Below are 26,519 nucleotides of genomic sequence, written 5' to 3'. Positions count from 1 at the left end.
CGGGCCTCGGCCGAACGGACGGCCCGGGGGGATGAGGACTACGCCTTGCTGGTGGAGGACGACGAGGTCGATCCTCCGGAGCCGGCCGCGGCGGCGGCCTCGTCGACCTTCGACGCGGCCGAGCGGGCCGCGGCGGTCGCCTCGGCGGGCGAGGCGCCCTGCGCCTTCTTGCCGCCGGAGACGGCCTTCACCACGACGGTGCGGACGAGCTCGTAGGCCTTGTCGGAGACCGTGCTGAGCTGCGTCTTCGCCGCTCCGCCCACGGCACCCGCGACGTCCTGCACGGGCTGCGTCTGCCAGAACCTGTTCGCCGCCGAGGCGATCTGCTCGTACCGCTTGCGGCCTGCACGCGCTCCCAGCACGTAGCCCGCTGCGGCTCCTGCCACGAAAAGAATCTTGCCCTTCACGCCTACTCCTCGTCCTGGGCCGCTCTCGCGGCTCGTTCACGCGGTCGATGACCACTCGTGTCGGGGCACGCCGCACTCACGCGGATGCCTGGCTCCCAGAGTAGCCGTCGCCGTCATATTCTTCGCGCGGAATGCCGACGCCTTGACGCACCAGTCGGCGCCGGATAAGAGCGGCGGTCCCGGCGGCGTGCGGGAGCACAGAGGCCAGACCCGTCCCCGCGAGCCAGGTGCCGGTCACGGCGATGCCCGCGACCGGGGCGAGCGCCTCGCGGAACGCCTCCAGGTGCGCCCGGCGGCCCAGTGCCGCGGCGGGCCGGACGTTCGCCCAGCGCACCCGCGCGGAGTCGACGAGGGTGGCGGGGTCGAGCTCGATCCCCAGCAGGATCGACGCGTCGCGCAGCGCGGTCGCGGCCGCCTCGGCGTCGGTCGCGCCCTCGAGCGGCGGGTGCTCGCCCGGGCGCCCGTAGGAGAGGCGGAGGACGTGCCGGCCCGCGGGCAGACCGGCGGCGAGCCACGCCCACTTCGCGGTCGCATGGGTGAGCGCCTTCGCCGTGACGTCGCGGGCGGTCGGGGCGACGAGCACGCCGGAGCCGCGGGGCGCCGCGTCGAGGCGGGCGTCGTCGACGACGAGGGTGACCAGCTCGACGGAGTCGTGCAGCACCTCGGCCGCCTCCTCGCGCACCGCGGGCACGATCCCGGCGAGCAGCTCGCGCGCGTCGCGCTCCGGGGTCGAGACGATGACGGCTCGGGCGCTCAGCGCGGCACCGTCGCCGAGGGTGAGCAGGAACGGCTCGCCGTCGCCCTCGAGCCGGGTCACGGCGGTCCGCACCCGGATCTCCCCCGAGAGGTAGTCGATCCGCTCGACGAGCGCGGCGACCAGGCGGTGCATCCCGCCGTCGATCCCGCGGACGGCCACGCCGGCCGGGAGGTTCGCGCGCAGGGCGGCGACCGCGCCGGCCAGTGAGCCCGACCGGGTGATCGCCCCGTTCAGCCCGGGCGCCGCTGCATCGACGTCGATGTCCTCGGGGCGGCTGGAGTAGACGCCGGAGACGACGGGCGCGACGAGGTCGTCGAGGACCCGCTGCCCCATCCGGGTGCGCACGAGCTCGGCGAGGGAGTGGGCGCGGCCGATCCGCAGCACCGGCATCACGGCGTCGAGCCAGGCGCGCGCGGCACCGCGGCGGCCGATCGCGCGGACGACGTCGGGCGCGAGCGGGGTGCCGGGGATGCCGAGGACGCCGGCCCGCGGCGAGGGGACCGAGCGGCCGCCCGCGAGGTGCAGCCAGGAGCCGCCGGTGCGCGGCTCGACGATCGACTCGGCGAGCGGCCGGCCGTCGAGGGTGAGCGCGGCGAGCGCCTTCTCGACGTGCCCGCCGCGGGTGGCGAAGCTCTCGGCGCCCGCGTCGAGGACGACCCCGGCGATCCCGAGCGGAGCGACCGAGCCGCCGACCGCGTCGCCCGCCTCGAGGACGACCACCCGCAGTCCGATCCGGAGGCACTCGGCGGCGGCGGCGAGTCCCGCCACTCCCCCGCCGACGACCGCGACGTCGTAATCGGTGCCGGCCTCGCTGCCGCGCCCCTCGCCGCCGCGCCCCTCGGTGCCGCGCTCCTCGGTCATGGCCGCCAGGCGTGCACGTGCGCGACCAAGCGCGTCAGCACGTCGGGGTCGGTCTCGGGCGGCACACCGTGGCCGAGGTTCAGCACGTGCGCCGGCGCGCTGGTGCCGCGGCGGAGGACGTCCTCGACGTGCGCGGCCAGCACCTCCCACGGCGCGGAGAGCAGAGCCGGGTCGACGTTGCCCTGCACCGGCACGAAGCCGCCGAGCCGGTGGTTCGCCTCGTCGAGCGGGATGCGGTAGTCGACGCCGACGACGTCCGCGCCGATCCCGTGCATCGCGCCGAGCAGCTCGCCGGTGCCGACGCCGAAGTGCACGATCGGCACGTTCCGCCGGGTCTCGCCGTGGTCGTAGGCGAGGTCGCGCACGTGGGTGAGCGCGCGGGAGGAGGCGGGAGCCACGTGCGCGCTGTAGTCGGCCAGCGAGAGCGCGCCGGCCCAGGAGTCGAAGAGCTGCGCGGCGCTCGCGCCGGCCTGCACCTGCGCGCGGAGGAAGCGGCCGGTGACCTCGGCGGTCCACTCCATCAGCCGGGCCCAGGCCTCGGGATCGGCGTGCATCAGGGTGCGGGCGCGGATGTGGTCCTTGGACGGCCCGCCCTCGACGAGGTAGGCCGCGAGGGTGAAGGGGGCGCCCGCGAAGCCGATCAGCGGGGTGTCGCCCGCGCCGATCCCCTGCAGGCCCTCGACCGTGCGGCGCACGCCCTCGCGGATCGGCTCGAGCGTCTCGTCGAGCAGGGCCGGGTCCAGCGCCACGAGCTCGTCGACGTCGGCGGCGGTCCGCACCGCCTTCTCCAGCACCGGTCCGCGTCCGGGGACGATGTCGACGGCGACGCCCGCGAGGCGCAGGGGGATGACGATGTCGCTGAAGAAGATCGCCGCGTCCACGCCGTGGCGGCGGATCGGCTGCAGGGTGATCTCGCTCGCGAGGGCCGGGTCGAGGCACGCGTCGAGCATCTGGGTGTCGGTGCGCAGCGCCCGGTACTCGGGGAGGCTGCGGCCGGCCTGGCGCATGAACCAGACGGGCGTCGACTCCGGCCGGTCGGAGCGGTACGCCCGCAGAAGAGAGGAGTCGGCCGTGCGCCCGGAGGCGAGCGGGTGCAGCGGATCGAGCAGGCCGGTGTCGGGGGAGGTCACCGCGGCATTATTCCAGGCCCCGCTGATCCGAGCGCATCCGTGCAGTCTTCCCCAGGACCGCGGCCGACCCCCGGACTCCGCGGGTAGACTGCCCTGGTGCTTCTGTGTCTGACGGCGTCGCACAAGAACGCCAGCTTCGATCTCCTCGAGAAGCTCTCCGTCGACTCCTCCGCCGTCGCGTCGGCCCTCTCGGACGGGATCGACTTCGTCTCGGGCGCCGTGGTCGTCGCGACCTGCAACCGCTTCGAGGCCTACCTCGACATCGACGAGCCGCTGACCGCCGCGCAGGCCGTGACCGTCGAGGCCGCCACCGCCGCGGTGAGCGCCGCGACCGGCGTCGAGCAGGAGGAGCTGCGCAGCTCGGTCTCCGTCGTCTCGGGCGATCGCGTCGCCGAGCACCTCTTCGCCGTCTCCAGCGGGCTCGAGTCCGTGGTCGTCGGCGAGGGCGAGATCGCCGGCCAGGTCCGCCGCTCGCTCGAGGAGGCGCGCCGCCTCGGCACCACCTCCTCCGAGCTCGAGCGCCTCTTCCAGCGCGCCTCGCAGACCTCCCGCGGGATCAAGAACCGCACCGGGCTCGGCAGCGCCGGCCGCTCGATCGTGCGCCTCGCCCTCGACCTCGCCTCCAGCCGCATCACCGACTGGCGCGCCGCCCGGGTGCTGCTGATCGGGACCGGCAGCTACGCCCGCGCGACCGTCGCCGCTCTGCGCGACCGCGGCGTGCTCGAGATCGCCGTGCACTCCCCCTCCGGCCGCGCCGAGGGCTTCGCCGCCCGCCGCGCACTGCGGCCGATCGACGGCGACGAGCTGGCGACCGAGGCCGTCGCGGCCGACGTCGTGATCACCTGCACCACGACGCAGGAGCCCGTCCTCGACGCTGCCGTCCTCGCGGAGGGGCGCCTGCGCGGCTTCTCCCGCGAGCGCCAGCTGGTGATCGACCTCGGACTCCCCCGCAACGTCGCCGCCGACGTCACCACGGTGACCGGCGTCGAGCTGCTCGACCTCGAGACGATCAGCCTGCACGCCCCGCTCGACGTGCTCGACGCGTCGACGCAGGCGCGCGCCCTGGTCGACAAGGCCGTCCGCAAGTTCTCGGACGTCGCCGACGAGAAGAGCCTCACCCCCGCCGTGGTCGCCCTCCGCGCCCACGTCTTCGACGCGCTCGACGCCGAGATCGAGCGCGCCCGCTCCCGCGGTGACGAGGACGGCCGCACCGAGCAGGCGCTGCGGCACCTGGCCGGCGTGCTGCTGCACACCCCGAGCGTCCGGGCGCGCGACTACGCCCGCGCCGGCGAGCAGGAGGCCTACCTCACCGGCCTCGAGGCGCTCTTCGGCATCGAGGTGCCGGTCGAGCGCACCGCGGCCCGCCCGCTCGAGGCCGGCGGCGAGTCCGCGGCCTCCGCGTGACGCCGCTCCGGCTCCCCTACGAGGCGGAGCCGATCGAGACGGAGCGGCTGCTGCTGCGGCCGCTCTCGCCGGACGACGCCGAGGACCACGCCCGCTACCAGGGCGATGCAGAGGCGGTGCGCTATCTGCGCTGGCCCGTGCGGACTCCGGAGGAGTCGCGGGCGCACCTCGCGCTCCGGCTGCCCTCCGACCGGCTCGCGGCCGACGGGGACGTCGTCGTGCTCGCGATCGTGCCGCGCTCCGGGCCGCTCACCGGCCGGGTCGTCGGCGACCTGACGCTGATCGCGTCGTCGGTCGAGCAGGCCGGCATCGAGATCGGCTGGGTCCTGCACCCGGAGGCGCAGGGGCAGGGCTTCGCGACCGAGTCCGCCCGCGCCCTGCTCGATCTGGCGTTCGACCGGCTCGGCGCCCACCGGATCGTCGCGCAGCTGGACGCCCGCAACACCGCCTCCGCCCGCCTCTGCGAGCGGCTCGGCCTGCGCCTCGAGGCGCACCACCTCGACGACGAGTACTGCAAGGGCGAGTGGACGTCGACCCTCGTCTACGCCCTGCTCGCCCGCGAGCGCTGACCCCCTCCGCGAGATGCCACTTGTGCACGCGACACGCCGTGGAAAGCGTGCACAAGTGGCATCTCGCGAGAAGGGTCAGGCGCCGCGCAGACCGGTGAAGAGGTGCGTCTCCAGCTGGTCGAGCGGGATGCGCTCCTGCTTCATGGTGTCGCGGTCGCGGACCGTCACGGCGTGGTCCTCCAGCGAGTCGAAGTCGATCGTCACGCAGTAGGGCGTGCCGATCTCGTCCTGGCGGCGGTAGCGGCGGCCGATCGCGCCGGAGTCGTCGAAGTCGACGTTCCAGAGTGCGCGGAGCCGGTCCGCGACCTCGCGGGCGAGCGGCGAGAGCGCCTCGTTGCGCGAGAGCGGCAGCACCGCGACCTTGACCGGCGCGAGGCGCGGGTCGAGGTGCAGCACGGTGCGCGTCTCGACCTTGCCCTTGGCGTTCGGCGGCAGCTCCTGCTCCTCGTAGGCGTCGACCAGGAACGCCATCAGCGCGCGGGTCAGGCCGAAGGACGGCTCGATCACGAACGGCACGAAGCGCTCGTTCTTCGTCTGGTCGAAGAAGGAGAGGTCCTTGCCGGAGTGCTCCATGTGCGTCTTGAGGTCGAAGTCGGTGCGGTTCGCGACGCCCATCAGCTCGCCCCACTCGCCCGAGGCGAAGCTGAAGCGGTACTCGATGTCGACGGTGCGCTTGGAGTAGTGGGAGAGCTTGTCCTTCGGGTGCTCGAACTGGCGGATGTTCTCCGGCGAGATCCCGAGGTCGACGAACCAGTCCCAGGCGAGCTGCATCCAGGTCTCCTGCCACTCCTCGTCCGTGCCGGGCTCGACGAAGAACTCGAGCTCCATCTGCTCGAACTCGCGGGTGCGGAAGATGAAGTTGCCGGGCGTGATCTCGTTGCGGAACGCCTTGCCGATCTGGCCGATGCCGAAGGGCGGCTTCTTCCGCGCGCTCTGCAGCACGTTGGCGAAGTTGGTGAAGATGCCCTGCGCGGTCTCGGGGCGGAGGTAGTGCAGGCCCGACTCGTCGTCGACGACACCGAGGTAGGTCTTCATCAGCCCGGAGAACTGCTTGATCTCGGTCCACTGGCCGATCTTGTCGGGGTGCTCCGGGTCCGGGATGTCGGCGAGGCCGTTCTCGGGGGCGTGCCCGTTGACCTCCTCGTACTTCTCGAAGAGGTGGTCGGCGCGGTAGCGCTTGTGCGTGATCAGCGACTCGGTCAGCGGGTCGGAGAAGACGCCGACGTGACCGGAGGCGCTCCAGATCGCGGTCGGCAGGATCACGGCCGAGTCGAGGCCGACGACGTCGCCGCGGCCCTGCACGAACGCCTTCCACCACTGGCGCTTGATGTTCTCCTTGAGCTCGACGCCGAGGGGGCCGTAGTCCCAGGCGGAGCGGGTGCCGCCGTAGATCTCGCCCGAGGGGAAGACGAACCCCCGGTGCTGGGCGAGGGTGACGACCTTGTCGAGGGTGGTGGGTTCTGCCACGGGGAGCTCCTAGCTGTTCGGGCGCACGGGGCCCTGGCGCGCGCCGGCTGCGCGCGTCCTTCTGGTGTGCGTCCATGGTAGCCGCGGGCTCGGAGGCCCGACCGCGGGCGGGAACCGTCGACGGGCATGATGGCGAGATGAGCAGCCTCCCTCCCCTCGTCGTCTCCGCGGTCGCCGTCCTGCGCGAGCGCCGCGTGCTGATGGTGACGGCGCGCGGGCGCGACGTCGTCTACCTCCCCGGCGGCAAGGTCGACCCGGGCGAGACGGGCGCCGAGGCGGCGGCCCGCGAGACGGAGGAGGAGCTGGGCACCGCGCCGACGTCGCTGCGCGAGCTCTTCACCGTCCGGACGCAGGCGCACGGCGAGCCGGAGGGCCGCGAGGTGCACATGACCGTGTTCGCCGCGGAGCTCACCGCGGAGCCGCGCGCGAGCGGCGAGATCGACGCACTGCACTGGATCACCGGCTCCGACGCGCACCGCTGCCCGCCCGCCGGGGTCGACACGCTCGCCCGGCTGCGCGCCCTGGACCTCATCGACTGAGCCGGGCCTCGTCGAGCGACGCCGCTGGCGAGCGGCCGTCGCACGGGCGGCTAGCCTCGTGGCGTGGAGACGAGACGACGCGCCAGAGACCAGACGAACGGAGGCGACGTTCCGCGCCTGGAAGCGGTGCGGCTGGAGGCGGCGGTGCCCATCCTGAGGATCTTCTCGGTCGCCAAGGCGGGCGAGTTCTACGTCGACTACCTCGGCTTCACCGTCGACTGGGAGCACCGCGCCGCACGCGACGCGCCGCTCTACCTGCAGGTCTCGCGGTCGGGCCTGCGCCTGCACCTCAGCGAGCACCACCGCGACGGGAGCCCCGGAGCGGCGGTGCACGTGGCCCTCCGCGGGGTGCGCGAGCTGCACGCCGAGCTCGACTCGAAGGAGTACCCGTACCTCAACCCGCGGATCACGCGGTCGCCGTTCGGATTCGCGCTCGATCTGATCGATCCGTTCGGCAACCAGCTGCGCTTCGCCGAGGCCGCGCCGGACGCCGCTAACGGCTGAGAGCGCGCTGGTCAACCGTTCACCGCCTGTCCACCGCTTTCCGATGCGGGTCGCCTAACGTGGCCGGGATGGTGACTCGGGGGACGACGCGACGACCGGACGAGGTCCGGACGCAGAGCGGGCGCGTGCGCGCGCCCCTGCTGTCCACGGCCGCACCCCTCGTGGTCGGGCTGATCGGCTCGCTCGCGATCCTCGCCGGCTCGCTCTCCGTCGGCTACCTGCCGCTCGACTCGCCGATCCGGGACTGGCCGCTGATCTCCGCGCTCCGCGCCTCGGCCGGGGCCACCGAGCTGGGCGTCGTGGCCGTCGTCGGCGGCGGGATGCTGCTGCTCGTCGCCTGGCTGCGGCTGCGCTCGGCCGCCCTCGACGACCGCCCCGGATCCGTCCGCGCGATCCTCGTCGCCGCGCTCGCCTGGGCCGCTCCCCTGCTCGTCACCGTGCCGCTGTTCAGCCGCGACATGTTCTCCTACGTCGCACAGGGCCGCCTGATGACCGCCGGCGTGAACCCCTACTCGAGCGGCGTCGCCACCCTGCCCGGCTGGTACGCGCTCGGCGTCGACCCGCGCTGGGCCGACACGCCCACGCCCTACGGGCCGCTCTACCTGCTCGCGGAGCAGACCGCCGTGCACGTCGCCGGCTGGACCTTCCCCGAGCTCTCGGTCGCGATGCTCCGCGCGCTCTCCGTCGCCGGAGTCGCCGTCAGCACCGTCTACGCCCTGCGGCTCGCCCGGCTGCGCGGCCTGTCCGTCCCGCTCACCGCGTGGACCCTCGTCGCCAATCCGCTGACCCTCGTCCTCTTCGTCGTCGCCGGGCACAACGACTCCGTGATGATCGCGCTGATCCTCGCCTCGCTCTACTACGGCCACACCGACCGCCGGGTCGCCGCCGTGCTGCTGATGGGCGCGGCGATCGCCGTCAAGCCGGTCGCCGTCATCGCGCTGCCCGTCCTCGCGCTGCTCTGGCTGCGGCACGACGCGACGCTGCGGCAGCGCATCCGGACCTGGGCCTGGAGCGGCGCGGGAGCCCTCGCCGTCGTCGTCGCGATCGGCCTCGCCGCGGGAGTCGGCGTCGGCTGGATCGGCGCGATGATCGTGCCGGGCTCGATCCTGCACTGGTACGCGCCGATGTCCGCCGTCGTCGTCGCGGTGTCCACCGCCGTCCAGATGACCGGCCACGATCCGGCCGCCGCGATCGCCGTGGTCAAGATGCTCGCCCTCCTCGGCGCGGGCGTGATCGCCGGTGCGCTGATGCTGTCGCGGCGGGCCATCGATCCGCTCGCCCGCCTGACCGGCGCGCTGCTGGCCTTCGTCACGGCGTCGACCGCCATCCACCCCTGGTACGCGCTCTGGATCCTGCCGATCGCCGCGCTCTCGCGGCCCTGGCGGAGCACGCACCGGCACCTCGCGGTCTACGCCACGGTCTTCCTGATGTGCGTCACGCTCGCCGAGCCGGTCGACGGCGGGGGAGGGGCGGTCGACCAGATCCCGGTCCGCGTCGCGACCATCGCCGCGATCGTCGTCGTCGGCGTCTACGTCCTGGTCGGCTACTCCGACGAGGAGGACGTCGATGCGCGCCGACTCGTCGGCGCCGTGCCCTTCGGCACCGAGATCCTGCAGCGCCTCAGCGGCGGCCGCCTCGGCGCCCCCGCGGCGCTGCGCGTCCCGGCCCGCAAGTAGCACGCAGCGCCTTCTCCTGCTGGTCGAGTGCCGACTCGACTTCTGACGCCGGTGGATCTCGATGCGCCCGCTCCGCGCGCTACTCGATCGGCATGCACATCATGGTGGTCGAGCAGCCCCGCAGGGGCGCATCGAGACCCGCCCGCCGCCTCAGCCGGTGAGCTCAGGTGCCGTCGGGCTTGCTCGCGCGGCGCTCGAGGGCCGCCTGGGCGGCCGCTGCGGCGGTGTCCTTCTCGGTGCGGCCGAGGACGCCCGAGAGCGCGGAGAGCCAGTCGGAGTCGTCCCGCCGGTCGGCGACGGCCTCCGCGAAGAGCGGCAGCTCGCTCCGGGTGGCGTGGATCGCGTAGTCCTCGCGGCTGTACTCCGGAGTCTCGGCATCCGGCGTCGCGGCGTCGTCGTCGCGGTCGTCCTGAGTCATGGTGCCCTCTCAGCGGCCCGGTCCGTTCCGGGCGCTCCGACAGGCTAACCCTGTTCGGGGGCTCCGCGCTCAGGGGTGGCGTCGCCCTCATCGGCCCCGCGCGGCAGCGGACGCCACACCACGAGCTCGGTGCGCCGCTGGGCGCGCGTTCCGTGACGGAGGGTCACCACGTCGCCCTCGAGGCCGGCGGCGAAGACCCGGCGGCCCGGACGGTTGAGCAGCTCGTCGGCCAGCGCGGACTCGAGCTCGCGCACGCGCTGCGACAGCGAGAGGACCTGGTTCTCGAGCTGGAGGATGCGGGCGATGCCCTCGAGCGAGACGCCCTCGGAGGAGAGCCGGGCGACCTCGCGCAGCTGCACGACGTCGCGCATCGAGTAGCGGCGGGACTTGCCGGCCGTGCGCGTGGGGCGCACCAGACCGAGCCGGTCGTACTGGCGCAGCGTCTGCGGGTGCATGCCGGCCAGGTCGGCGGCGACCGCGATCGCGAACACCGGGGTGCTCTCGTCCACGTCTCCTCCTCTCCGGCCGGCCCCGCAGGGTCCGGGCCGTGCTAGTAGCGGGCCTTCTCCAGGATGTCGTCGCGCGGGTTGTCCGACGGCTCGGCGGCCGCGTAGGCCTCGAGCGCGTCGCGCGCCGCGCCGGACAGGTGGTCGGGCACCGCGACCTGGATCTCGGCGAGCAGGTCGCCCGTGCCCTTGCCGGTGGCGACACCGCGGCCCTTGACTCGCAGCACGCGGCCGCTCGGGGTGCCGGGGGCGACGCGCAGCTTGACCGGGTCGCCGCCGAGGGTCGGCACCTCGATCGTGGCGCCGAAGACGGCCTCGACGAAGGTGACGGGGACGGTGACGCGCAGGTTCAGTCCGTCGCGCTCGAAGACCGGGTGCTTGCGCACGGCGACGGTGAGCACGAGGTCGCCGGGCTCGCCGCCGTCGGGGCTCGGGCGGCCCTTGCCGCGGACGCGGATCTTCTGCTGGTCGGCGACGCCGGCCGGGATCCGGACCGACAGCGCGCGGCCCTCGCCGGTCTGCAGCTGCACGGTGTCGCCCTGCGTCGCGGTGCGGAAGTCGATGGTGGTGCTGGCGGTGACGTCGGCGCCCTTCTGCGGGCCGCCGAAGCCGCGGAAGCCGCCGCTGGGCTGGCCGAACCGGCCGCCGCCCGCGTTGCCGAACATGCCGCCGAGGATGTCCTCGAAGCCGGCGGGCGGACCCTGCTGGGTGCTGTACGAGGTGCGGCCGCCGCCGCCCTGGTTGAAGACGTTGCCGAACACGTCGTCGAAGCCGCCGGGCTGGCCGCCGGCCGTGAAGCGGGCGCCGGAGCCCATCGCGCGGATCTGGTCGTACTCCTTGCGGTGCTCGGCGTCGGAGAGGACGGTGTACGCCTCGCTGATCTCCTTGAAGCGCGCCTCGGCCTTCGCGTCCCCCGGGTTGGAGTCGGGGTGGAACTGCCGAGCGAGCTTGCGGTAGGTCTTCTTGAGGTCCGCCGCGGAGACGTCCTTCGAGACACCGAGGACCTTGTAGAAGTCCTTGTCGAACCAATCCTGGCTGGCCATGCGCCTCTTCCTGTGTCGTAGTGCGGCTGTCGTCGTGCGGAGTCCTCAGACCCCGGCAGGGGCCGCCCGTGGTCGGGACGGCCCCTGCTCGGGAGCGGAGGCTCCGCAGTGGTGCGGGAGGCGGGTCAGTCGGCGGGGACCGCGACGACCACCTTGGCGGCGCGCAGCAGCGAGCCGCCGAGGTAGTAGCCCGATTCGACGACGTCCGCGACCGTGGAGGTCTCGGCGCCGGGAGTGGGCTGCTGGAAGATCGCCTCGTGGATGTTCGGGTCGAACAGATCGCCCACGGCGCCCGTCTTCACCAGCCCGAGCTTCTCGATGCCGCCGCGCAGCTTCTGCGCGATGGCGGTGAACGGGCCGCCCTCGGCGAGATCGCCGTGCTTCTCGGCGCGGTCGATGTCGTCGAGCACGGGGAGGATGACCTTCACCGCGTCGCCGATCGCCCGCTCCTTGTCGACCTGGCGGTTCGACTCGGTGCGCTTGCGGTAGTTCGCGTACTCCGCGGTGACCCGCTGGAGGTCGGCGAGGTGCTCGGCCGCGAGCGTCTCGGCGTCGGACTGACCGGAGAGGAACGAGAGGTCGGCGTCGGAGAGCGTCGTCTCGACGTCGGGACCCTCGGCCTCGATCAGACCCTCGGTGTCCTGGGCGGACTCGGCCGCCTCGGCACCGGTGGCCGGCTCGTCCTCGGGCACGCCGTTGTCCGGCTCCTGGTTGTGCTTCCCCATCGCTACTTCGTGTCCTTCGGCTCGTCCTCGTCGATGACCTCGGCGTCGACGATGTCCTCGTCGTCCTTCTTCTCGTCCTCGGCCGGCGCGTCCTGCGGAGCGCTCTGCGCGGCCTGGTCCTGCGAGTAGATGGCCTGGCCGATCTTGGTCTGCGAGGCGTTGAGGGCGTCGAACGCGGTCTTGACGGCCGCGTCGTCGTCGCCGGCGAGCGCGGTCTTCAGCGCGTCGACGTCGCCCTGGACCTCGGTCTTGACGTCCTCGGGCAGCTTGTCCTCGTTCTCCTTGATCAGCTTGTCGATCGAGTAGGCGAGGGTCTCGGCGTTGTTGCGGACCTCGGCGGCCTCGCGGCGGGCCTTGTCCTCGGAGGCGTGCTCCTCGGCCTCGCGCACCATGCGGTCGATGTCGTCCTTGGGCAGCGACGAGCCGCCGGTGATCGTCATCGACTGCTCCTTGCCGGTGCCCTTGTCCTTGGCGGACACGTGCACGATGCCGTTGGCGTCGATGTCGAAGGTGACCTCGACCTGCGGGATGCCGCGCGGCGCGGGGGCGATGCCGGTCAGCTCGAAGGTGCCGAGGTTCTTGTTGTCGCGGGTGAACTCGCGCTCGCCCTGGAAGACCTGGATCGCGACGGACGGCTGGTTGTCGTCGGCCGTGGTGAAGGTCTCGGAGCGCTTGGTCGGGATGGCCGTGTTGCGCTCGATGAGCTTGGTCATGATCCCTCCCTTGGTCTCGATGCCGAGCGAGAGCGGGGTGACGTCGATGAGCAGGACGTCCTTGCGCTCGCCCTTGAGGACGCCGGCCTGCAGGGCGGCGCCGACGGCGACGACCTCGTCCGGGTTGACGCCCTTGTTGGGCTCCTTGCCGCCGGTGAGCTTCTTGACGAGCTCGGCCACGGCCGGCATGCGGGTCGAGCCGCCGACGAGGACGACGTGCGCGATGTCGTCGACCTTGACACCGGCCTCCGCGATGACGTCGGTGAACGGCTTGCGGGTGCGCTCGATCAGGTCGTTCGTGAGCTCCTCGAACTTGGCGCGCGTGAGCGTCTCGTCGAGGTTCGCGGGGCCGTTCTCGGTGAGCGAGAGGTAGGGCAGCTGGATGCTGGTCGAGGTGCTCGAGGAGAGCTCCTTCTTGGCCTGCTCCGCCGCCTCCTTGAGGCGCTGGCGCGCGATCTTGTCCTTCGAGACGTCGACGCCGGTCGAGTCCTTGAAGCGCTTGACCAGGTAGTCGACGACGCGCTGGTCCCAGTCGTCGCCGCCGAGGCGGTTGTCACCCGAGGTCGCGCGGACCTGGATGGTGGAGAAGTCGTCGTCCTTGCCCACCTCGAGGAGGGAGACGTCGAAGGTGCCGCCACCGAGGTCGAAGACGAGGATGAGCTCGTCCTCCTTGCCCTTGTCGAGGCCGTAGGCGAGCGCCGCGGCGGTCGGCTCGTTGATGATGCGGAGCACGTTGAGGCCGGCGATCTCGCCGGCGTCCTTCGTGGCCTGGCGCTCGGCGTCGTTGAAGTAGGCCGGGACGGTGATGACCGCGTCGGTCACCTTCTCGCCCAGGTACTGCTCGGCGTCGCGCTTGAGCTTGCCGAGGATGCGCGCCGAGATCTCCTGCGGCGTGTACTTCTTCTCCTCGACGGCGAACGTCCAGTCGGTGCCCATGTGGCGCTTGACGGAGGCGAGGGTGCGGTCGACGTTCGTCACGGCCTGGCGCTTGGCGGTCTCGCCGACGAGCACCTCGCCGTCCTTGGTGAACGCGACGACGGACGGGGTGGTGCGGAAGCCCTCGGCGTTGGCGATGACGGTGGGCTCGCCACCCTCGAGGACGGCCACGACCGAGTTGGTGGTTCCCAGGTCGATGCCTACGGCACGGGACATATGCGTGTTTCTCCTTCGCGGACGGCCGTCGGGCCGTCCCTCACTGGTGGATCTTCTGCGGGAAAGTCGTCTGCGGGAGTTGAGCCCCGCACGCTCAAGTTTACGCATCGGTCGTGGCGAGTCAAGTCGAGGAGCAGAAACCTGAGTCGACCCGGCTCAACTCTCAGGCTGCAGAAAACGTCACGCTACCTCCCGTTCTCCCGCTCCCCCTACGGTGAGTGCATGACCGCCAGCGCCAGCCTCCGCCCCCGCACCAGCCGCTGGCCCGTCGTCGCCTGGGGCCTCTGGGACTGGGGCAGCTCCGCCTTCAACGCCGTCGTCACGACCTTCGTCTTCACCGTCTACCTCACCACCGACGGCCTCTTCGGCACACCGAGCGGCGTCTCGGCGGCGCTCGGCTGGACGCTCGCGGGCGCCGGCGTCGTCGTCGCCCTGATCGCCCCGGTGACCGGGCGCCGCGCCGATCTCGGCGGGCGGCGGCGCCGCTGGCTCGGCCTGCACTCCGCGGTGGTCGTCGTCTGCATCCTGCTGATGTTCTTCGTCCGCCCCGACCCGGCCTTCCTCTGGCTCGGCCTGGGCCTGCTCGCCGTGGGCACCGTCTTCTTCGAGTTCGCGAGCGTCAACTACAACGCGATGCTCAGCCAGGTCTCCACCCGGGCGAGCGTCGGGCGCGTCTCGGGCTTCGGCTGGGGCATGGGCTACGTCGGCGGCATCGCGCTGCTCCTCGTCCTCTACTTCGGCCTCATCTCGCCCGAGGTGGGGCTCTTCGGCGTCACGGGCGAGGACGGCCTGGACGTCCGCGTCTCGATCCTGCTGGCCGGGATCTGGTTCGCCGTCTTCGCCCTGCCCGTCCTGTTCGCCGTCCCCGAGCTCCCCGGCCGGACCGGCGGCACCGCGCGGGTGAGCGTGCTCGAGTCCTACCGCGCGCTCTTCCGCCAGATCGGGGCGCTGCGCCGCGAGAGCCCGACGACGCTCGCCTTCCTGCTCGCCAGCGCCGTCTTCCGCGACGGCCTGACCGGCGTCTTCACCTTCGGCGGCGTCCTCGCCCAGGGCACCTTCGGCTTCAGCGCCGGGCAGGTGATCCTGTTCGCGATCGCCGCGAACATCGTCGCCGGCGTCGCGACCATCGCGGTCGGCGCCCTCGACGACCGGCTCGGTCCCAAGTCGGTGATCGTCGCCTCGCTGATCGGGCTGATCGTCTGCGGCGGCGCCGTCTTCGTCCTGCACGACGCCGGCCCGACCGCGTTCTGGGTCTTCGGCCTGCTGCTGTGCCTCTTCGTCGGCCCCGCGCAGTCGGCCAGCCGCAGCTACCTCTCCCGGCTGATCCCGGAGGGACGCGAGGGCGAGATCTTCGGCCTCTACGCGACGACCGGTCGCGCGGCGTCGTTCCTCGCGCCCGCCGCCTTCGCCGCCGCGGTCTCGATCGCCGCGGGCGTCTCCGGCGACGCCGACGTGCAGTACTGGGGGATCCTCGGGCTGGTCGTCGTGCTCGCCGCGGGACTCGCCCTGCTGCTGCCGGTCAGGACGCCGGCCGCCGCCGCCCGGACGAGCGCCTGATCAGCCGGCGAGCTCCGATCAGGTCGCGAGCCAGAACAGGATCAGCAGCAGCGTCACCAGGAACCCGGTGAGGAAGTTCAGCGCGAGGAAGCGCTTCCAGCCGGCGTTCGCGCGCTCGGCCTGCTCGTCGGTCAGCGAGCGGTACGGCCAGACGCTCAGCGCGTACGGGATCGCGAGCAGCGCGGCCAGCGTCCCCGGCCAGGGCAGCAGCAGCAGGAGCAGTCCGCTCGCGACGTAGGCGGCGATCGCGAAGCGCACGGTCGCCTTCGCGCCGATCACCGTGGCGATCGACCCGATGCCGCCGGCCCGGTCGGCCAGGATGTCCTGCACCGCGCCGAAGGCGTGGCTGGCTATGCCCCAGAGGAAGAACGCGACCAGCAGGGCCCAGAGACCCGGGGTGAGCACCGTGCCCGCGAGCGCGACGCCGTAGACGGCGGGGCTGACGAAGTGCGTCGCCGAGGTCAGCGAGTCGAGGAACGGCCGCTCCTTGAAGCGCAGGCCGGGCGCGCTGTAGGCGATGACGGCGAAGACGCTGACCGCCAGCACCAGCCAGGACAGCGGCGAGCCGAGCAGCACGAGCGCGATCAGGAACGGGACGTTGGTCGCCACCGCCGCGATCAGCGTCGCGCGGTGCTCGCTCCGATCGAGGACCGCGCCCTCGACACCGCCCTTGCGCGGGTTCCGCAGGTCGGACTCGTAGTCGAAGACGTCGTTGATCCCGTACATCGCGAGGTTGTAGGGGATCAGGAAGTAGAGCGTGCCGAGCACGAGGGCGAGGTCGATCTCGCGGGTGGTCAGCAGGTAGGCCGCGGCGAACGGGTAGGCCGTGTTGACCCAGCTCAGCGGGCGGCTGGAGACGAACAGCGCGCGGAGCCGCCTCACCGAGCGCTCCGGCGGCGTGCCGGCAGGAGGACCCACAGCGCCGGCAGGGCGAGCGCGGCCGCGATCGCGTAGGCGAAGTCCTCGATCGGCGCGACGCCGATCCGGATCCCCGAGATCAGGTCGTCGTCGTAGGCGACGAGGAGCCCGACGCCGATCATGATGTTGTCGAAGACGGCGGTCGTCACCAGCAGCACCGCGAGGGTGCCGAGCAGCACGGGCAGCCGGAGCCGGCCGCGCCGGAGCGCGACCACCAGCGGCACCGCGACCACCGCGAGGAAGACCGCGTTGAGGAGCAGGTAGGTCACGCGCGCGCCTCCGCCCGCTTCGCGAGGAACCCGTGCACGTCCATGGACAGGTAGCAGAGCAGCGTGAGGAAGAGGACCTCCTCGACCGGCAGCTCCGGCGCGAGCTGCAGCCCGGTCATGTACGGGGTCTCGCCGCGGAAGAAGACGCCGAGTCCGATGCCGGCGAGGTCCCAGAGCAGGAAGAACACGACGCCGGCCGGCAGCACGATCGCCGCACGGCGGGCGTCCGCCCAGAAGAACAGGCCGAAGCGCCTGTCGAGCACGACCATCCCGGTGATCGAGACGACGAGCGCGAGCAGGTAGAGGACCCCCACGCGCTACTCCCCCGCGGCGACGGGCTCGGGAGCCACGCTCGGGGCGACCGGCGCCGAGGGGGCGGCGCGCACGGGCAACGGCTCGGTCGACACGTCGCCGCGGACGCGCTTGAGCATCACCTCGGCGCTGATCACGCACATGGGCAGGCCGATGCCCGGGATCGTCGAGCTGCCCGCGAAGAGCAGCCCGTCGACGTGCGCGCTGGCGTTCCCGGAGCGGAAGAACGCGCTCTGCGAGAGGATGTGCGCCGGACCGAGCATCGAGCCGCGCCAGGCCCCGAGATCGCTCTCGAAGTCGGCCGGGCCGATGGTGCGGCGCACGACGATCCGCTCGGCGAGGTCCTCGGCACCGGTCCAGGTCGCGATCTGGCGGATCGCCGCGTCGGCGATGGCCTCGACCTGCGCGTCGCCGGCGCCGTCGATCCCCCCGTGGCCGATCGAGGTGTCGGCCGGGATCGGCACGAGGACGAAGAGGTTCTCGTGCCCCTCGGGAGCGACGCCGGGGTCGGTCGCGCTCGGGCGGCAGACGTAGATCGACGCGGGATCGGGGACCGAGGGGTTCTCGCCGAAGATCCGGCCGAAGTTCTCGCGCCAGTCGCTCGTGAACAGCAGCGTGTGGTGCTCGAGCTCCGGCAGCGCGCCGCGGACGCCCAGGAGCACCAGCACGGCGCTCGGGCCGGGCTCGCGGTTCTCCCAGTACTCGGGCGGATAGCTGCGCAGCTCGTCAGGAAGCAGCGCCTGCTCCGTGGTGAACAGGTCGGAGGCGTTGACGACGAGCTCGGCGGGGAGCTGTCGCGTGCCGTCCGGGCCCTCGTACTCGACGCCGACGACCTCGGCCCCGCGGCGGCTGCCGCGCGGGGCGCGCGCCGTGAGGATGCGGGTGGCGGGCGAGGAGGTGCGGACGGTGACGCCCGCCTCCTCCGCCACCTCGGCGACGGCCGCGATCAGGCGGGTGAAGCCGCCCATCGGGTAGAGCACGCCGTCGGCCAGGTCGAGGTGGCTCATCAGGTGGTACATGCTCGGCGCGGCGAACGGCGAGGAGCCGAGGAAGACGGCCGGGTAGCCGAGGATCTGCCGCAGCCGGTTGTCGGTGACCGCGGTCGCCGCGAAGGTGTCGAGCGGGGTGAGCAGGAGGCGGCCGAGCCGGCCGGTGCGGCTGAGCACGTCGCGGCGCAGCAGCGGCAGGAACGACGCGAAGCTCGTGTAGAGGAACCGGCGCTTGGCCACCTCGTAGGTGTCGCGCGCCGACTCGAGGTAGACCCGCATCCGGGCCCCCGCGCCGGGCTCGATGCTCTCGAACAGGGCGAGGTTGGACTCCAGGTCGGCGAGCACGTCGATCGGCTCGGCGATGCCCTGGCTGTAGACGCGGTAGCCCGGGTCGAGGCGCTCGAGGTCGAGCCGCTCCTCGGCGCTCGTGCCCATCAGCCGGAAGAAGTGGTCGAACACCTCCGGCATCAGGTACCAGGAGGGGCCGGTGTCGAAGCGGAAGCCGTCGCGCTCCCACGAGCCGGCCCGGCCGCCGACGACCTCGCGCTGCTCGAGCAGGGTCACGTCCCAGCCGTCGCGGGCGAGCAGGCCGGCGGAGGCGAGACCGCCGATGCCGCCGCCGATCACGACGGCCCGGTGCGGGCCGCTCGCCGAGCGGGAGGCGCGCGCCGGGCCGGCGCCCAGGCGCGGGCCGATCGTCGAGACGGCGGCGCGGGCGGCGAGCGCCGCCTTCGTCGCCGTCGGCACGCCGACCCGGGCGCGCAGCAGCTCCTCGGCGGGAGTGGCGCGGATCCGGTCCGCGAGCGCGGCGAAGAGGGAGTGCGCGAGCAGCACGGCGCGTCGGCTCGAGCGGGGCAGCTCGGGCACGATGGCGCCGGCCGCGGCGAGGTCGTCATCGAGGTCGGCCAGCAGCGCCGCCTTGTCGGTCTCCGAGAACGCGCGCGGGTCGACGCCGGGGAAGTAGCTGCGGCCGAGGCCGTCGACGTCGGCCGCCAGATCGCGGAGGAAGTTGACCTTCTGGAACGCGGAACCCAGGCGCCGGGCGCCGGCGACGAGGCGCTCGCGCGCGGCGGGCGAGACGAGTCCGGCGTCGGGCGCGGCGAGGAAGACGTGCAGGCACATCAGCCCGACCACCTCGGCCGAGCCGTAGACGTAGCTCTCGAACGACTCGGGGGTGTGCACCGTCTCGCGCAGGTCGGCGCGCATCGAGGCGAAGAAGGGACCGGTGAGCTCGGTGCCGAAGCCGGCGGCGCGCGCGGTGCGGGCGAAGGCGTGGATGACGAGGTTCGCGCTGTAGCCGCTGGCGAGCGCGCGCTCGGTCTCGGCCTCGAAGGCGTCGAGCGACTCCTCGACGGCGGCGCGGTCGAGGTGCGCCTCCTCGGCGACCCCGTCCACGATCTCGTCGGCGACGCGCACCAGCGCGTAGACGTCCTCGATGCGCTCGCGCACGCCCGCCCCGAGGAGGCGGGTGGCCAGGCCGAAGGACGTGGAGTAGCGCCGGATCACCTGCGCGGACGCCTCGTGGGCGACGCGGTCGTACAGTTCGCTCTGCCGGCTCATCGTGCCACCGTACGGCGCGCGCGGGCGGCGACCGGCATCCGGGCCGCGATCCGCGCGTGGCGGGCGTCCGACGGGTGCGCGGCGGCGTGTCGGGCGGTCACCGGGTGCGCCCGAGGACGCTCGAGACCAGCGGCCGCATCTCGGTGCGGAACGCCTCCGTCACCGCGGGGGTGTGCAGCGCGTCCCACGCGCGGTTCGCGAAGTCGCTCGCGAGCGCCTCGGCGTAGCCGCGCGAACCGCACTCCTCGAGGATGCAGCGCACGCGCTCCGCCGTGTCGGGGTCGAGGTGCTCGTCGCCGATGAGGCCCTCGATCTCGCGCCAGCGGTCGGTCCCGGCGGCGTGCGCGATCAGGACCGTGCGCTTGCCCTCGCGGAGATCGCCGAGCGTGGTCTTGCCGGTCTGCCCCTCGGAGCCGAAGACGCCGAGCAGGTCGTCGACGATCTGGTAGGCGATGCCGATGCCGCGGCCGAACTCGCCGAGGGCCTCGACGGCCGCGTCGTCGGCGCCGGCCAGGATCGCGCCGGCCTGCAGCGGCGCCTCGAAGGAGTAGACCGCGGTCTTCAGACGCTCCATCTCGAGCACCTCCTCCACCGAGGGCATGCCGGGCATCAGCGAGAAGTCGACGTCGGCCAGCTCGCCCGCGGCGGAGGCGAAGACGGCCTCGTCGAGCAGGGTGAGCAGGCGCGCGCGGACGCCGTCGGAGGCGCCGACGCCCTCGACCAGGCGGTGCGCGCCGGTGAGCGCGAGGTCGCCCGCGATGACGGCGACCGAGGTTCCGCGGTGCTCCGCGATGGGGATGGAGAGCCCGGCGGTCGTCGCCTCGTCGCGGTAGCTGCCCGAGACGTTCGGGCCGCCGCGGCGGACGAAGTCGCGGTCGATCACGTCGTCGTGCACGATCAGCGCGGTGTGCAGCAGCTCGAAGGCCGCGCCGAGGTGGGCGGACGCCTCGGGGTCCTGACCGCCGTGCGCCTCGTAGGCCGAGATCACCATCAGCGGCCGGAACCGCTTGCCGCCGCGGGTGTTGGCCTCGATCGTCTGCCAGAGGGTCAGGTACCGGGGTCCGAGCCGCGTCGCCCGGGAGCGCGCGAGCGAGAAGAACCGGTCGAGGACAGCATCGACGTGCTCCTGCCGCCTTCGGGAGAGAACCACGGGGTCGCGCGTATCCACGGGGTCGAGGCTAACAAACTCGCCTCTCTAGCAATAAGCCGGCTGAGTTCCGCCGTCGTGCTTGACTTACGGTCATGACTTCGGAAGGAATCGCCGTGCGCACTGACGAGCTCGAGCAGCTGGATCTCCTCGAGGAGGTGGTGCTCCTCGACGAGTCCGGGACCGCCGTCGGCGTGGCCGACAAGGCGACCGTGCACGACACCGCGACCCCCCTGCACCTCGCCTTCTCCTGCCACGTCTTCGCGCCCGACGGCGCACTGCTGGTGACGCGGCGCGCGCTGGGCAAGCGCACCTGGCCCGGAGTATGGACCAACTCGTTCTGCGGGCACCCCGCTCCCGGCGAGCGGATCGAGGACGCGGTGGTGCGCCGCGCCGAGCGCGAGCTGGGCGCCCGGCTCGACTCGCTCGAGCTGGCGCTGCCCGACTTCCGCTACCGCGCGGTGGACGCCTCCGGCATCGTCGAGAACGAGATCTGCCCGGTCTACACCGCGACGGTCTCGAGCCGCGACGCGCTGAGCCCCCGCGCCGACGAGGTCATGGACGTCGAGTGGGTCGACCCCGAGGCGACCCTCGCCGCCGTCCGTGCGGCCCCCTGGGCCTTCTCCCCCTGGCTCGTCCTGCAGCTCCCCCGCCTGCTCGGCTGACCGGCTGCCCCCGCCCGCGAGATGCCACTTGTGCACGCCTTCCACGGCGTGTCGCGTGCACAAGTGGCATCTCGCGGAGGGGGTCAGTCGCCGTAGACGTCGGTGCGGTGGAAGTTCAGCGACGATCGGGAGGCGGTGGGGCCGCGCTGGCCCTGATAGCGCGAGAGGTAGGACGCCGAGCCGTACGGCTGCTCGGCGGGCGAGCTCAGGCGGAAGAAGCACATCTGGCCGATCTTCATCCCCGGCCAGAGCATGATCGGCAGGGTCGCGACGTTGCTCAGCTCGAGCGTGACGTGACCGGTGAAGCCGGGATCGATGAACCCCGCGGTCGAGTGCGTCAGCAGCCCCAGCCGCCCCAGCGAGCTCTTGCCCTCCAGGCGCGCGGCGATGTCGTCGGGGAGCGAGACCTCCTCGTAGGTCGAGCCGAGCACGAACTCGCCGGGGTGCAGGATGAACGCCTCGCCCGCCGGGGTCTCGACCAGGCGCGTCAGCTCGGGCTGGTCCTCGGCCGGATCGATGTAGGGGTACCGGTGGTTGTCGAACAGCCGGAAGAAGCGGTCGAGCCGCACGTCGACCGACGAGGGCTGGATCATCGCCGCGTCGTGCGGCGAGAGCCCGACGCGGCCGGAGGAGAGTTCGAGCTTGATGTCGCGATCGGAGAGCAGCACGAGGCGAGCTTAGGGCGCGGGGCTTGCTACCATGGGGCGGTGCGCCTGAGCGGCGCCGCGCGAGTGTAGTTCAATGGTAGAACTTCTGCTTCCCAAGCAGATGGCGCGGGTTCGATTCCCGTCACTCGCTCCGACTCCCCCGCTGCCGGGCCTGCGCGAACAGCGCGAGGATCTCCGCCGCGATGACCTCGTGGCCGCGCCCGTTCGGGTGGTTCCCCTGCGCCATCAGCTCCGCCAGGGACTCGCCGCGCTCCTGCAGCGCGCGGAAGACCCGGAGCGGGTCCGCCAGCAGCACGCCGTCGCGTTCGGCGAGCCCGCGGATCTGCTCGGCGTGCCGGACCAGCTCGTCGTCGGGATCGGCCAGGTCGGCGGCCAGGTCCGGCGAGGGCGTGATCAGCACGGGGACGACGCCGGCCCCGAGCACGGCGTCGATCATCGACGCCCAGGCGCGGCGGGCCCGGTCGAGCCCGATCGCCCGGTCGTTCAGGGCGTAGTCGATCAGCACGACGTCCGGGCGATGGCCGAGGACCTCCGTCGTCCGGCGCTCACCCGACTCCGAGTGCTCGCCGCCGATCGCAGTGACGATCGCGTTGATCACCGCGTGCGGGTGGCGCTCGGCGAGCCGGCCGGCGACGACGTGCGGGTAGGACGCGCGCCGGTCGACCAGGGGCGTCGCGGAGTAGCCCGACGGCACGCTGTGACCGTGGAAGACGAGGTTCACCGCCCTGTTGTCGGGCCAGGTCCGCTCCAGTTCCGCGACGACGCGGAGGAGACCGTGCACGGCGGCGGCCTAGCGCGTCGCGGGCGGCGCGGTGCTCGCCCGCACGATCAGCGAGGTCGGCACCAGCTCGACGACGGGCTCGTCGCTCACCCCGTTCGCGAGCTGCTCCAGCAGCAGCTCGACGCACTTCGCGCCGACCGCGCGGTAGTCCTGCCGGATCGTCGTCAGCGGCGGCGAGAAGTCCTGCGCCTCCGGGATGTCGTTGAAGCCCACCACGCTGACGTCCTCGGGGATCCGCAGACCGTGCTCCGCGAACGCCCGGTAGACGCCCAGAGCGGCCTCGTCGCTGGAGACGAGCACCGCGGTGCAGTCGCCGCTCTCGGCCAGGGCGGCGCCCTGCAGGTACCCGCCGTCGGAGCGCCAGTTGCTGTAGCGCGTGGGCGGCACGGGCGCACCCGCCGCGAGGAGCGCCTCCCGCCACGCCGTCTCGCGGCGCTCGGCCGCGAAGGAGCCGCGGGGGCCGGCGATGTGGTGCACCGTGCGGTGCCCGAGCCCGAGGAGGTGCTCGACCGCGGCCCGGACGCCGCCCGCCTGATCGGCGTCGACCACGGGCCCCTGGGCACCGGCGGCCGCGTTGACGAGCACGCGCGGGATCTCGGGGAGGGTCAGCTGCGCCGTGTCGCGCAGGTACGTCTCCACGACGACGATGAGGCCGTCCACCGCCAGCTCGCCGAACCGAGTGAAGGCGCCGTTGAGCCCGGTCTGGCTGGGTGCGGAGACCGGGACGAGCGTGATCGCGTAGCCCGCCTCCGCCGCCGCGGAGGCGATCGAGTCCACGGTCCGCATCATGCCCAGGGTGTCCAGGCTGAAGACGGCGACCCCGAGGGTGCGGAACGAACCGCTCTTCAGGGCGCGCGCGGCGCTGTTGGGCCGATAGCCGAGGGTGCGCATCGCCTCCAGCACGACCTGCCGCGTCGCCGGCACGACGTTGGTCTGCCCGTTCGCGACCCGGGAGGCGGTGACGGGCGCGACGCCCGCGAGGCGCGCCACGTCGGCCAGCGAGGGGCGGCGCGGAACGTCGGTCATGTCCCCATAGTGGCTCCTCTTCCGCCGCAGCTCGTCCAGGAGCTCCTCGAGGAAGTCGGGCGGGGGAATCGGGTCGTGCACGTCATCGGCAGACATGAGGGAATGGTAAGGCAACCATCTTCGCCGACCTTCTCGTAGGATCGACGACGGCCTCCCCCTTCCGGGACGGCATCCCGATCGAGTGAAGGACGACGATGACCCACCGGAGCCCCTCTCGCCCCGTGGCAGCGCTGGCCGCCGCCGCGCTCGCCGTCACCCTCGGCGGCTGCGCCGGCGCAGCGGCACCCCGGGACGACTCCCTGCTGGTCTGGAGCTGGGACGACCAGCTGCCGGAGGTCGCGGAGCTCTACGAGGAGGAGCATCCCGGGGTCGAGATCGAGGTGGTCGACGTCGGCACCGGGGACGAGCAGTACACCGCGCTGCAGAACGTGATCGCGGCCGGATCGGGCAGCCCCGACGTCGCCTTCCTCGACGCCACCGCGCTCCCCCAGTTCGCCCTGTCCGGTGCTCTGGCCGACCTCGGGCCGCTCGGGGCCGACGCGCTGTCCGACGAGTTCGCGCCCGGTCCGTGGGCGGCGTCGCAGCTCGACGGCACGGTCTACGGGCTGCCGTGGGCGTCCGGGCCGATGGTGCTGTTCTACAACCGAGCCCTCTTCGAGCGGCTCGGCGTGGCGGTGCCCACCACCTGGACGGAGTACGTCAGCGCGGCGGAGCAGCTGCACGCGGCGGATCCGGAGGTGCACATCCTCAACGACGTCGGCAACGCCGGCCTGGCCACGAGTCTGATCCAGCAGGCGGGCGGCCGGCCGTTCTCGGGGAGCGGCTCCGAGGTCGCGATCGATCTCGCCGACCCCGGCACCGCTCGGTACGCGGAGAACTGGCAGCGGCTCCTCGACGGCGGTCTGCTCGCGCCGGTCGCGGACTGGAGCGACGAGTGGCGGAGGATGCTCGCGGCGGACCGGATCGCGACGCTGCCGGCCGGCAGCTGGATGGCCTCCGCGCTGGCGCAGAGCGCCCCCGACTCCGCCGGCGAGTGGCGCGTGGCGCAGCTGCCGCAGTGGGAGCCGGGCGAGAGCGTGGCGGCGGAGCACGGCGGCGGCGGCTTCTCGGTGCTGGAGAGCAGCGACAGCAAGGAGCTCGCCGTCGACTTCCTGACCTTCGCCACCGCGGGCGAGGGCGTCGACGTCCTCCGCGACTCCGGGCTCTGGCCCGCCCACCGCGCCGCGACCGAGGCCCCCGGGTTCCTCGACGAGCCGAACGAGTACTTCGGCGGGCAGGCCGTCAACCGGGAGTACGCGACCGCGTCGGAGAACGCCCCCGACGACGTCCGGTTCCTGCCCTACCAGGTCTACGCCGCGGGGGTCTTCAACGACTCCGTCGGCACCGCCTACACCGACGGGACGACCCTCCAGGACGGGCTGCTCGACTGGGAGGCCGAGCTCGAGGAGTACGGCGCGGAGCAGGGCTTCACCGTCCAGAGGTGAGCCGGCGCTGCGACACGCCGGGCGGATCGGTGCGAACACGCGGATCCGCCCGCCCGACGGTGCAGGGTGGAGGGGTGAGCGAGCTCGTCCAGATCCCGTCTCCGGGCATCGCCCTCGAGTACGGGCACCCCGGCCGCCCGGTCGTGGTGATCCTGCACGACGTCTTCGGCCGGCTGCCCTGGCTCGAGCCGTTCGCCGAGGCCGTCTCGAAGCACGGGTACCACGTGCTCGTCCCCGACCTCTACGACGGCTGGGCCACGCTCGCCCCGGAGGACGCGCGCGACCTCGCCGCGATGGCCGCGCAGGACCGCGCACTCGCCTCCGTCGCCGACGCGGTGCGCACCGGATCCGCGGCCGGTGCCGCGCGCTCGGCCATCGTCGGCTTCGGCTTCGGCGGTCGGCTGGCGCTGCTGGTCGCCGCGACCGGTCTCGTCGACGCGGTCGTGGCCTACTACGCCACTCTCGGCCGGGAGGAGCACGTGCTCGTCCCCTGCCCGACCCTGCTGCACTACGCGCAGAGCGACGAGTGGCCCGAGGGCGACGACCCGGAGTCGTTCGTCGGCCGCCTGAAGGAGGCGGGCACCCCCGTCACCGCGCACACCTACCCGGACACGGAGCGGCACTTCGCCAATGCCACCCTGCGGGAGTCGGTGAGCCCGGCCGCCGCGGCGCTCGCCTACGCGCGGACGCTCTCGTTCCTCAACCCGCAGCTCATCGACTGCTGACGCCGGCCCCGGCTCCGCGCGGCGTCAGCCCTCGACGTCGTGCAGGTGGTGCTGCACGTCGTGCAGGTAGTACTTCGCGATCGTCTCGACCGTGAAGGAGGCGCCGTCGCTGCGCCGCCCCGGGCGCTGCCACTGCCGGCCGGTGACGCCCTCGAAGACGTCGCTGATGCGGCCCGCCTCCTCGACGAGCTCGCGGCCGACGACGGCCGGATCCTGCTGGTCGTAGCGCTCCTCGGTCGCCGCCACGTCCTGGTCCCAGTTGGGGAAGAGCGGGTCGTCGCCCTCGAGCATCAGCCCGAGGCGCATCCGGTAGATCCGGTGCACGTCGCGCACGTGCGCGGCGTACTCCAGCGGCGACCAGGTCTCGTCGTCGGGGCGCCCCGCGGCGTCCTCGCGCTCGAGGACGTAGGGCCAGGCGGCGGCGTTCTGGCGGATCAGCGCGGGGACGGCATCGGACTCGACGAGCGAGGCGTCGAAGCCGCACTCGAGGCAGGGGCGCTCGAGCACCCAGGTCCAGTCCTTGGTATCGGGAGTGATGGGCATGGGT

General features: G+C 72.9%; 27 protein-coding genes and 1 tRNA gene. 10 read left to right on the top strand and 18 right to left on the bottom strand.

The window, feature by feature from the left end; all coding sequences use genetic code 11:
- Positions 1-38: 38 nt before the first annotated feature.
- From GTU73_RS04310 to hemE, 3 genes are all read right to left on the bottom strand, one after another.
- On the bottom strand, positions 39-386 hold the full coding sequence (locus tag GTU73_RS04310; RefSeq protein WP_173250728.1) for a YtxH domain-containing protein: 348 nt from the start codon (positions 384-386) through the stop codon (positions 39-41).
- A gap of 97 nt (positions 387-483) precedes the next feature.
- Positions 484-2,025, bottom strand: a complete 1,542-nt coding sequence (locus GTU73_RS04305; RefSeq protein WP_160087300.1) for an FAD-dependent oxidoreductase — start codon at positions 2,023-2,025, stop codon at positions 484-486.
- Complete coding sequence (hemE, locus tag GTU73_RS04300; protein ID WP_244231769.1) at positions 2,022-3,155, bottom strand: uroporphyrinogen decarboxylase; 1,134 nt, start codon at positions 3,153-3,155, stop codon at positions 2,022-2,024. Before hemE ends, GTU73_RS04305 begins: the two co-directional genes overlap by 4 nt.
- A gap of 96 nt (positions 3,156-3,251) precedes the next feature.
- Here hemE and GTU73_RS04295 point away from each other — a divergent pair, with 96 nt between their 5' ends.
- Entirely contained in the window at positions 3,252-4,559 is a 1,308-nt protein-coding gene (locus tag GTU73_RS04295) for a glutamyl-tRNA reductase (RefSeq protein WP_160087298.1), read from the top strand.
- Positions 4,556-5,128, top strand: coding sequence for a GNAT family protein (locus GTU73_RS04290; RefSeq protein WP_244231768.1), 573 nt, complete (start codon positions 4,556-4,558; stop codon positions 5,126-5,128). Before GTU73_RS04295 ends, GTU73_RS04290 begins: the two co-directional genes overlap by 4 nt.
- A 75-nt stretch (positions 5,129-5,203) precedes the next feature.
- Here GTU73_RS04290 and GTU73_RS04285 read toward each other — a convergent pair whose 3' ends face one another.
- Positions 5,204-6,595: a glycine--tRNA ligase gene (locus GTU73_RS04285; RefSeq protein ID WP_123701783.1), complete on the bottom strand. Its 1,392-nt coding sequence runs from the start codon at positions 6,593-6,595 to the stop codon at positions 5,204-5,206.
- A 137-nt stretch (positions 6,596-6,732) separates the two neighbouring features.
- Here GTU73_RS04285 and GTU73_RS04280 point away from each other — a divergent pair, with 137 nt between their 5' ends.
- The 3 genes from GTU73_RS04280 (at position 6,733) to mptB (ending at position 9,314) form a co-directional block, all read left to right on the top strand.
- A complete protein-coding gene (locus GTU73_RS04280) occupies positions 6,733-7,134 on the top strand; it encodes an NUDIX domain-containing protein (protein WP_160087296.1) in 402 nt (133 codons plus the stop codon).
- Positions 7,135-7,197: 63 nt separating this feature from the next.
- The gene (locus GTU73_RS04275; RefSeq protein ID WP_347877751.1) at positions 7,198-7,638 is read left to right on the top strand and encodes a glyoxalase superfamily protein; all 441 of its coding nucleotides are present in this window, start codon (positions 7,198-7,200) and stop codon (positions 7,636-7,638) included.
- 125 nt (positions 7,639-7,763) lie between these two features.
- A complete protein-coding gene (gene mptB / locus GTU73_RS04270) occupies positions 7,764-9,314 on the top strand; it encodes a polyprenol phosphomannose-dependent alpha 1,6 mannosyltransferase MptB (protein WP_160087294.1) in 1,551 nt (516 codons plus the stop codon).
- 163 nt (positions 9,315-9,477) lie between these two features.
- On the opposite strand, the gene GTU73_RS04265 is transcribed toward mptB, so the two are convergent.
- From GTU73_RS04265 to dnaK, 5 genes are all read right to left on the bottom strand, one after another.
- Positions 9,478-9,732, bottom strand: a complete 255-nt coding sequence (locus tag GTU73_RS04265; protein ID WP_160087292.1) for a hypothetical protein — start codon at positions 9,730-9,732, stop codon at positions 9,478-9,480.
- 44 nt (positions 9,733-9,776) lie between these two features.
- On the bottom strand, positions 9,777-10,241 hold the full coding sequence (locus GTU73_RS04260; protein WP_160087290.1) for a MerR family transcriptional regulator: 465 nt from the start codon (positions 10,239-10,241) through the stop codon (positions 9,777-9,779).
- Between the two features lie 41 nt (positions 10,242-10,282).
- Complete coding sequence (locus GTU73_RS04255; protein WP_160087289.1) at positions 10,283-11,281, bottom strand: DnaJ C-terminal domain-containing protein; 999 nt, start codon at positions 11,279-11,281, stop codon at positions 10,283-10,285.
- A 125-nt stretch (positions 11,282-11,406) separates the two neighbouring features.
- Positions 11,407-12,006 (bottom strand): nucleotide exchange factor GrpE, encoded by a 600-nt coding sequence (gene grpE / locus GTU73_RS04250; RefSeq protein ID WP_160087288.1) that lies wholly within the window; start codon positions 12,004-12,006, stop codon positions 11,407-11,409.
- A 2-nt stretch (positions 12,007-12,008) separates the two neighbouring features.
- Entirely contained in the window at positions 12,009-13,871 is a 1,863-nt protein-coding gene (gene dnaK / locus GTU73_RS04245) for a molecular chaperone DnaK (RefSeq protein WP_160087287.1), read from the bottom strand.
- A gap of 222 nt (positions 13,872-14,093) precedes the next feature.
- Between dnaK and GTU73_RS04240 the strand changes: the two genes are divergently transcribed.
- On the top strand, positions 14,094-15,428 hold the full coding sequence (locus tag GTU73_RS04240) for an MFS transporter (protein WP_160087285.1): 1,335 nt from the start codon (positions 14,094-14,096) through the stop codon (positions 15,426-15,428).
- Positions 15,429-15,446: 18 nt separating this feature from the next.
- On the opposite strand, the gene GTU73_RS04235 is transcribed toward GTU73_RS04240, so the two are convergent.
- From GTU73_RS04235 to GTU73_RS04215, 5 genes are all read right to left on the bottom strand, one after another.
- Complete coding sequence (locus GTU73_RS04235; RefSeq protein WP_160087283.1) at positions 15,447-16,310, bottom strand: prenyltransferase; 864 nt, start codon at positions 16,308-16,310, stop codon at positions 15,447-15,449.
- Positions 16,307-16,615 (bottom strand): lycopene cyclase domain-containing protein, encoded by a 309-nt coding sequence (locus GTU73_RS04230; protein ID WP_160087281.1) that lies wholly within the window; start codon positions 16,613-16,615, stop codon positions 16,307-16,309. The genes GTU73_RS04235 and GTU73_RS04230 overlap by 4 nt, the downstream gene beginning before the upstream one ends.
- On the bottom strand, positions 16,612-16,929 hold the full coding sequence (locus GTU73_RS04225) for a lycopene cyclase domain-containing protein (RefSeq protein WP_160087279.1): 318 nt from the start codon (positions 16,927-16,929) through the stop codon (positions 16,612-16,614). The genes GTU73_RS04230 and GTU73_RS04225 overlap by 4 nt, the downstream gene beginning before the upstream one ends.
- 3 nt (positions 16,930-16,932) lie before the next feature.
- Positions 16,933-19,476 (bottom strand): phytoene desaturase family protein, encoded by a 2,544-nt coding sequence (gene crtI, locus GTU73_RS04220; RefSeq protein WP_160087277.1) that lies wholly within the window; start codon positions 19,474-19,476, stop codon positions 16,933-16,935.
- 97 nt (positions 19,477-19,573) lie between these two features.
- Entirely contained in the window at positions 19,574-20,644 is a 1,071-nt protein-coding gene (locus GTU73_RS04215; protein ID WP_244231767.1) for a polyprenyl synthetase family protein, read from the bottom strand.
- A gap of 95 nt (positions 20,645-20,739) precedes the next feature.
- Here GTU73_RS04215 and idi point away from each other — a divergent pair, with 95 nt between their 5' ends.
- Positions 20,740-21,288 (top strand): isopentenyl-diphosphate Delta-isomerase, encoded by a 549-nt coding sequence (gene idi, locus GTU73_RS04210; RefSeq protein WP_244231766.1) that lies wholly within the window; start codon positions 20,740-20,742, stop codon positions 21,286-21,288.
- Between the two features lie 83 nt (positions 21,289-21,371).
- On the opposite strand, the gene dcd is transcribed toward idi, so the two are convergent.
- Entirely contained in the window at positions 21,372-21,956 is a 585-nt protein-coding gene (dcd, locus tag GTU73_RS04205) for a dCTP deaminase (RefSeq protein ID WP_160087273.1), read from the bottom strand.
- Between the two features lie 59 nt (positions 21,957-22,015).
- On the opposite strand from dcd, the gene GTU73_RS04200 reads away from it, so the two are divergent.
- A tRNA-Gly gene (locus GTU73_RS04200) sits at positions 22,016-22,086 on the top strand.
- Here the strand turns inward: GTU73_RS04200 and GTU73_RS04195 are convergent.
- Both GTU73_RS04195 and GTU73_RS04190 read right to left on the bottom strand, forming a co-directional pair.
- Positions 22,078-22,737, bottom strand: coding sequence for an SGNH/GDSL hydrolase family protein (locus GTU73_RS04195; protein WP_160087271.1), 660 nt, complete (start codon positions 22,735-22,737; stop codon positions 22,078-22,080). The genes GTU73_RS04200 and GTU73_RS04195 overlap by 9 nt on opposite strands.
- Positions 22,738-22,746: 9 nt before the next feature.
- The gene (locus tag GTU73_RS04190; protein ID WP_160087269.1) at positions 22,747-23,763 is read right to left on the bottom strand and encodes a LacI family DNA-binding transcriptional regulator; all 1,017 of its coding nucleotides are present in this window, start codon (positions 23,761-23,763) and stop codon (positions 22,747-22,749) included.
- A 194-nt stretch (positions 23,764-23,957) separates the two neighbouring features.
- On the opposite strand from GTU73_RS04190, the gene GTU73_RS04185 reads away from it, so the two are divergent.
- Entirely contained in the window at positions 23,958-25,247 is a 1,290-nt protein-coding gene (locus GTU73_RS04185; protein WP_160087267.1) for a sugar ABC transporter substrate-binding protein, read from the top strand.
- A gap of 74 nt (positions 25,248-25,321) precedes the next feature.
- The gene (locus tag GTU73_RS04180; RefSeq protein WP_160087265.1) at positions 25,322-25,972 is read left to right on the top strand and encodes a dienelactone hydrolase family protein; all 651 of its coding nucleotides are present in this window, start codon (positions 25,322-25,324) and stop codon (positions 25,970-25,972) included.
- A 24-nt stretch (positions 25,973-25,996) separates the two neighbouring features.
- Here the strand turns inward: GTU73_RS04180 and GTU73_RS04175 are convergent, their stop codons facing one another.
- Positions 25,997-26,515, bottom strand: a complete 519-nt coding sequence (locus tag GTU73_RS04175) for a DinB family protein (RefSeq protein ID WP_160087263.1) — start codon at positions 26,513-26,515, stop codon at positions 25,997-25,999.
- Positions 26,516-26,519: the final 4 nt, after the last annotated feature.

It is taken from the genome of Rathayibacter sp. VKM Ac-2804, from assembly GCF_009866655.1.
GTDB lineage: Bacteria > Actinomycetota > Actinomycetes > Actinomycetales > Microbacteriaceae > Rathayibacter.
The sequence above is the reverse complement of the archived record's forward strand: the minus strand, read 5'-3'. Positions and strand labels throughout refer to the sequence as shown.

What these genes read in the sequence shown, in the direction of transcription:
- GTU73_RS04240 (WP_160087285.1), top strand. Translation starts at nt 14,094, where the DNA reads ATGACCGCCAGCGCCAGCCTCCGCCCCCGCACCAGCCGCTGGCCCGTC.
- GTU73_RS04175 (WP_160087263.1), bottom strand. Translation starts at nt 26,515, where the DNA reads ATGCCCATCACTCCCGATACCAAGGACTGGACCTGGGTGCTCGAGCGC.
- GTU73_RS04190 (WP_160087269.1), bottom strand. Translation starts at nt 23,763, where the DNA reads ATGACCGACGTTCCGCGCCGCCCCTCGCTGGCCGACGTGGCGCGCCTC.
- GTU73_RS04265 (WP_160087292.1), bottom strand. Translation starts at nt 9,732, where the DNA reads ATGACTCAGGACGACCGCGACGACGACGCCGCGACGCCGGATGCCGAG.
- GTU73_RS04255 (WP_160087289.1), bottom strand. Translation starts at nt 11,281, where the DNA reads ATGGCCAGCCAGGATTGGTTCGACAAGGACTTCTACAAGGTCCTCGGT.
- crtI (WP_160087277.1), bottom strand. Translation starts at nt 19,476, where the DNA reads ATGAGCCGGCAGAGCGAACTGTACGACCGCGTCGCCCACGAGGCGTCC.
- GTU73_RS04305 (WP_160087300.1), bottom strand. Translation starts at nt 2,025, where the DNA reads ATGACCGAGGAGCGCGGCACCGAGGGGCGCGGCGGCGAGGGGCGCGGC.
- dnaK (WP_160087287.1), bottom strand. Translation starts at nt 13,871, where the DNA reads ATGTCCCGTGCCGTAGGCATCGACCTGGGAACCACCAACTCGGTCGTG.
- GTU73_RS04280 (WP_160087296.1), top strand. Translation starts at nt 6,733, where the DNA reads ATGAGCAGCCTCCCTCCCCTCGTCGTCTCCGCGGTCGCCGTCCTGCGC.
- GTU73_RS04185 (WP_160087267.1), top strand. Translation starts at nt 23,958, where the DNA reads ATGACCCACCGGAGCCCCTCTCGCCCCGTGGCAGCGCTGGCCGCCGCC.
- grpE (WP_160087288.1), bottom strand. Translation starts at nt 12,006, where the DNA reads ATGGGGAAGCACAACCAGGAGCCGGACAACGGCGTGCCCGAGGACGAG.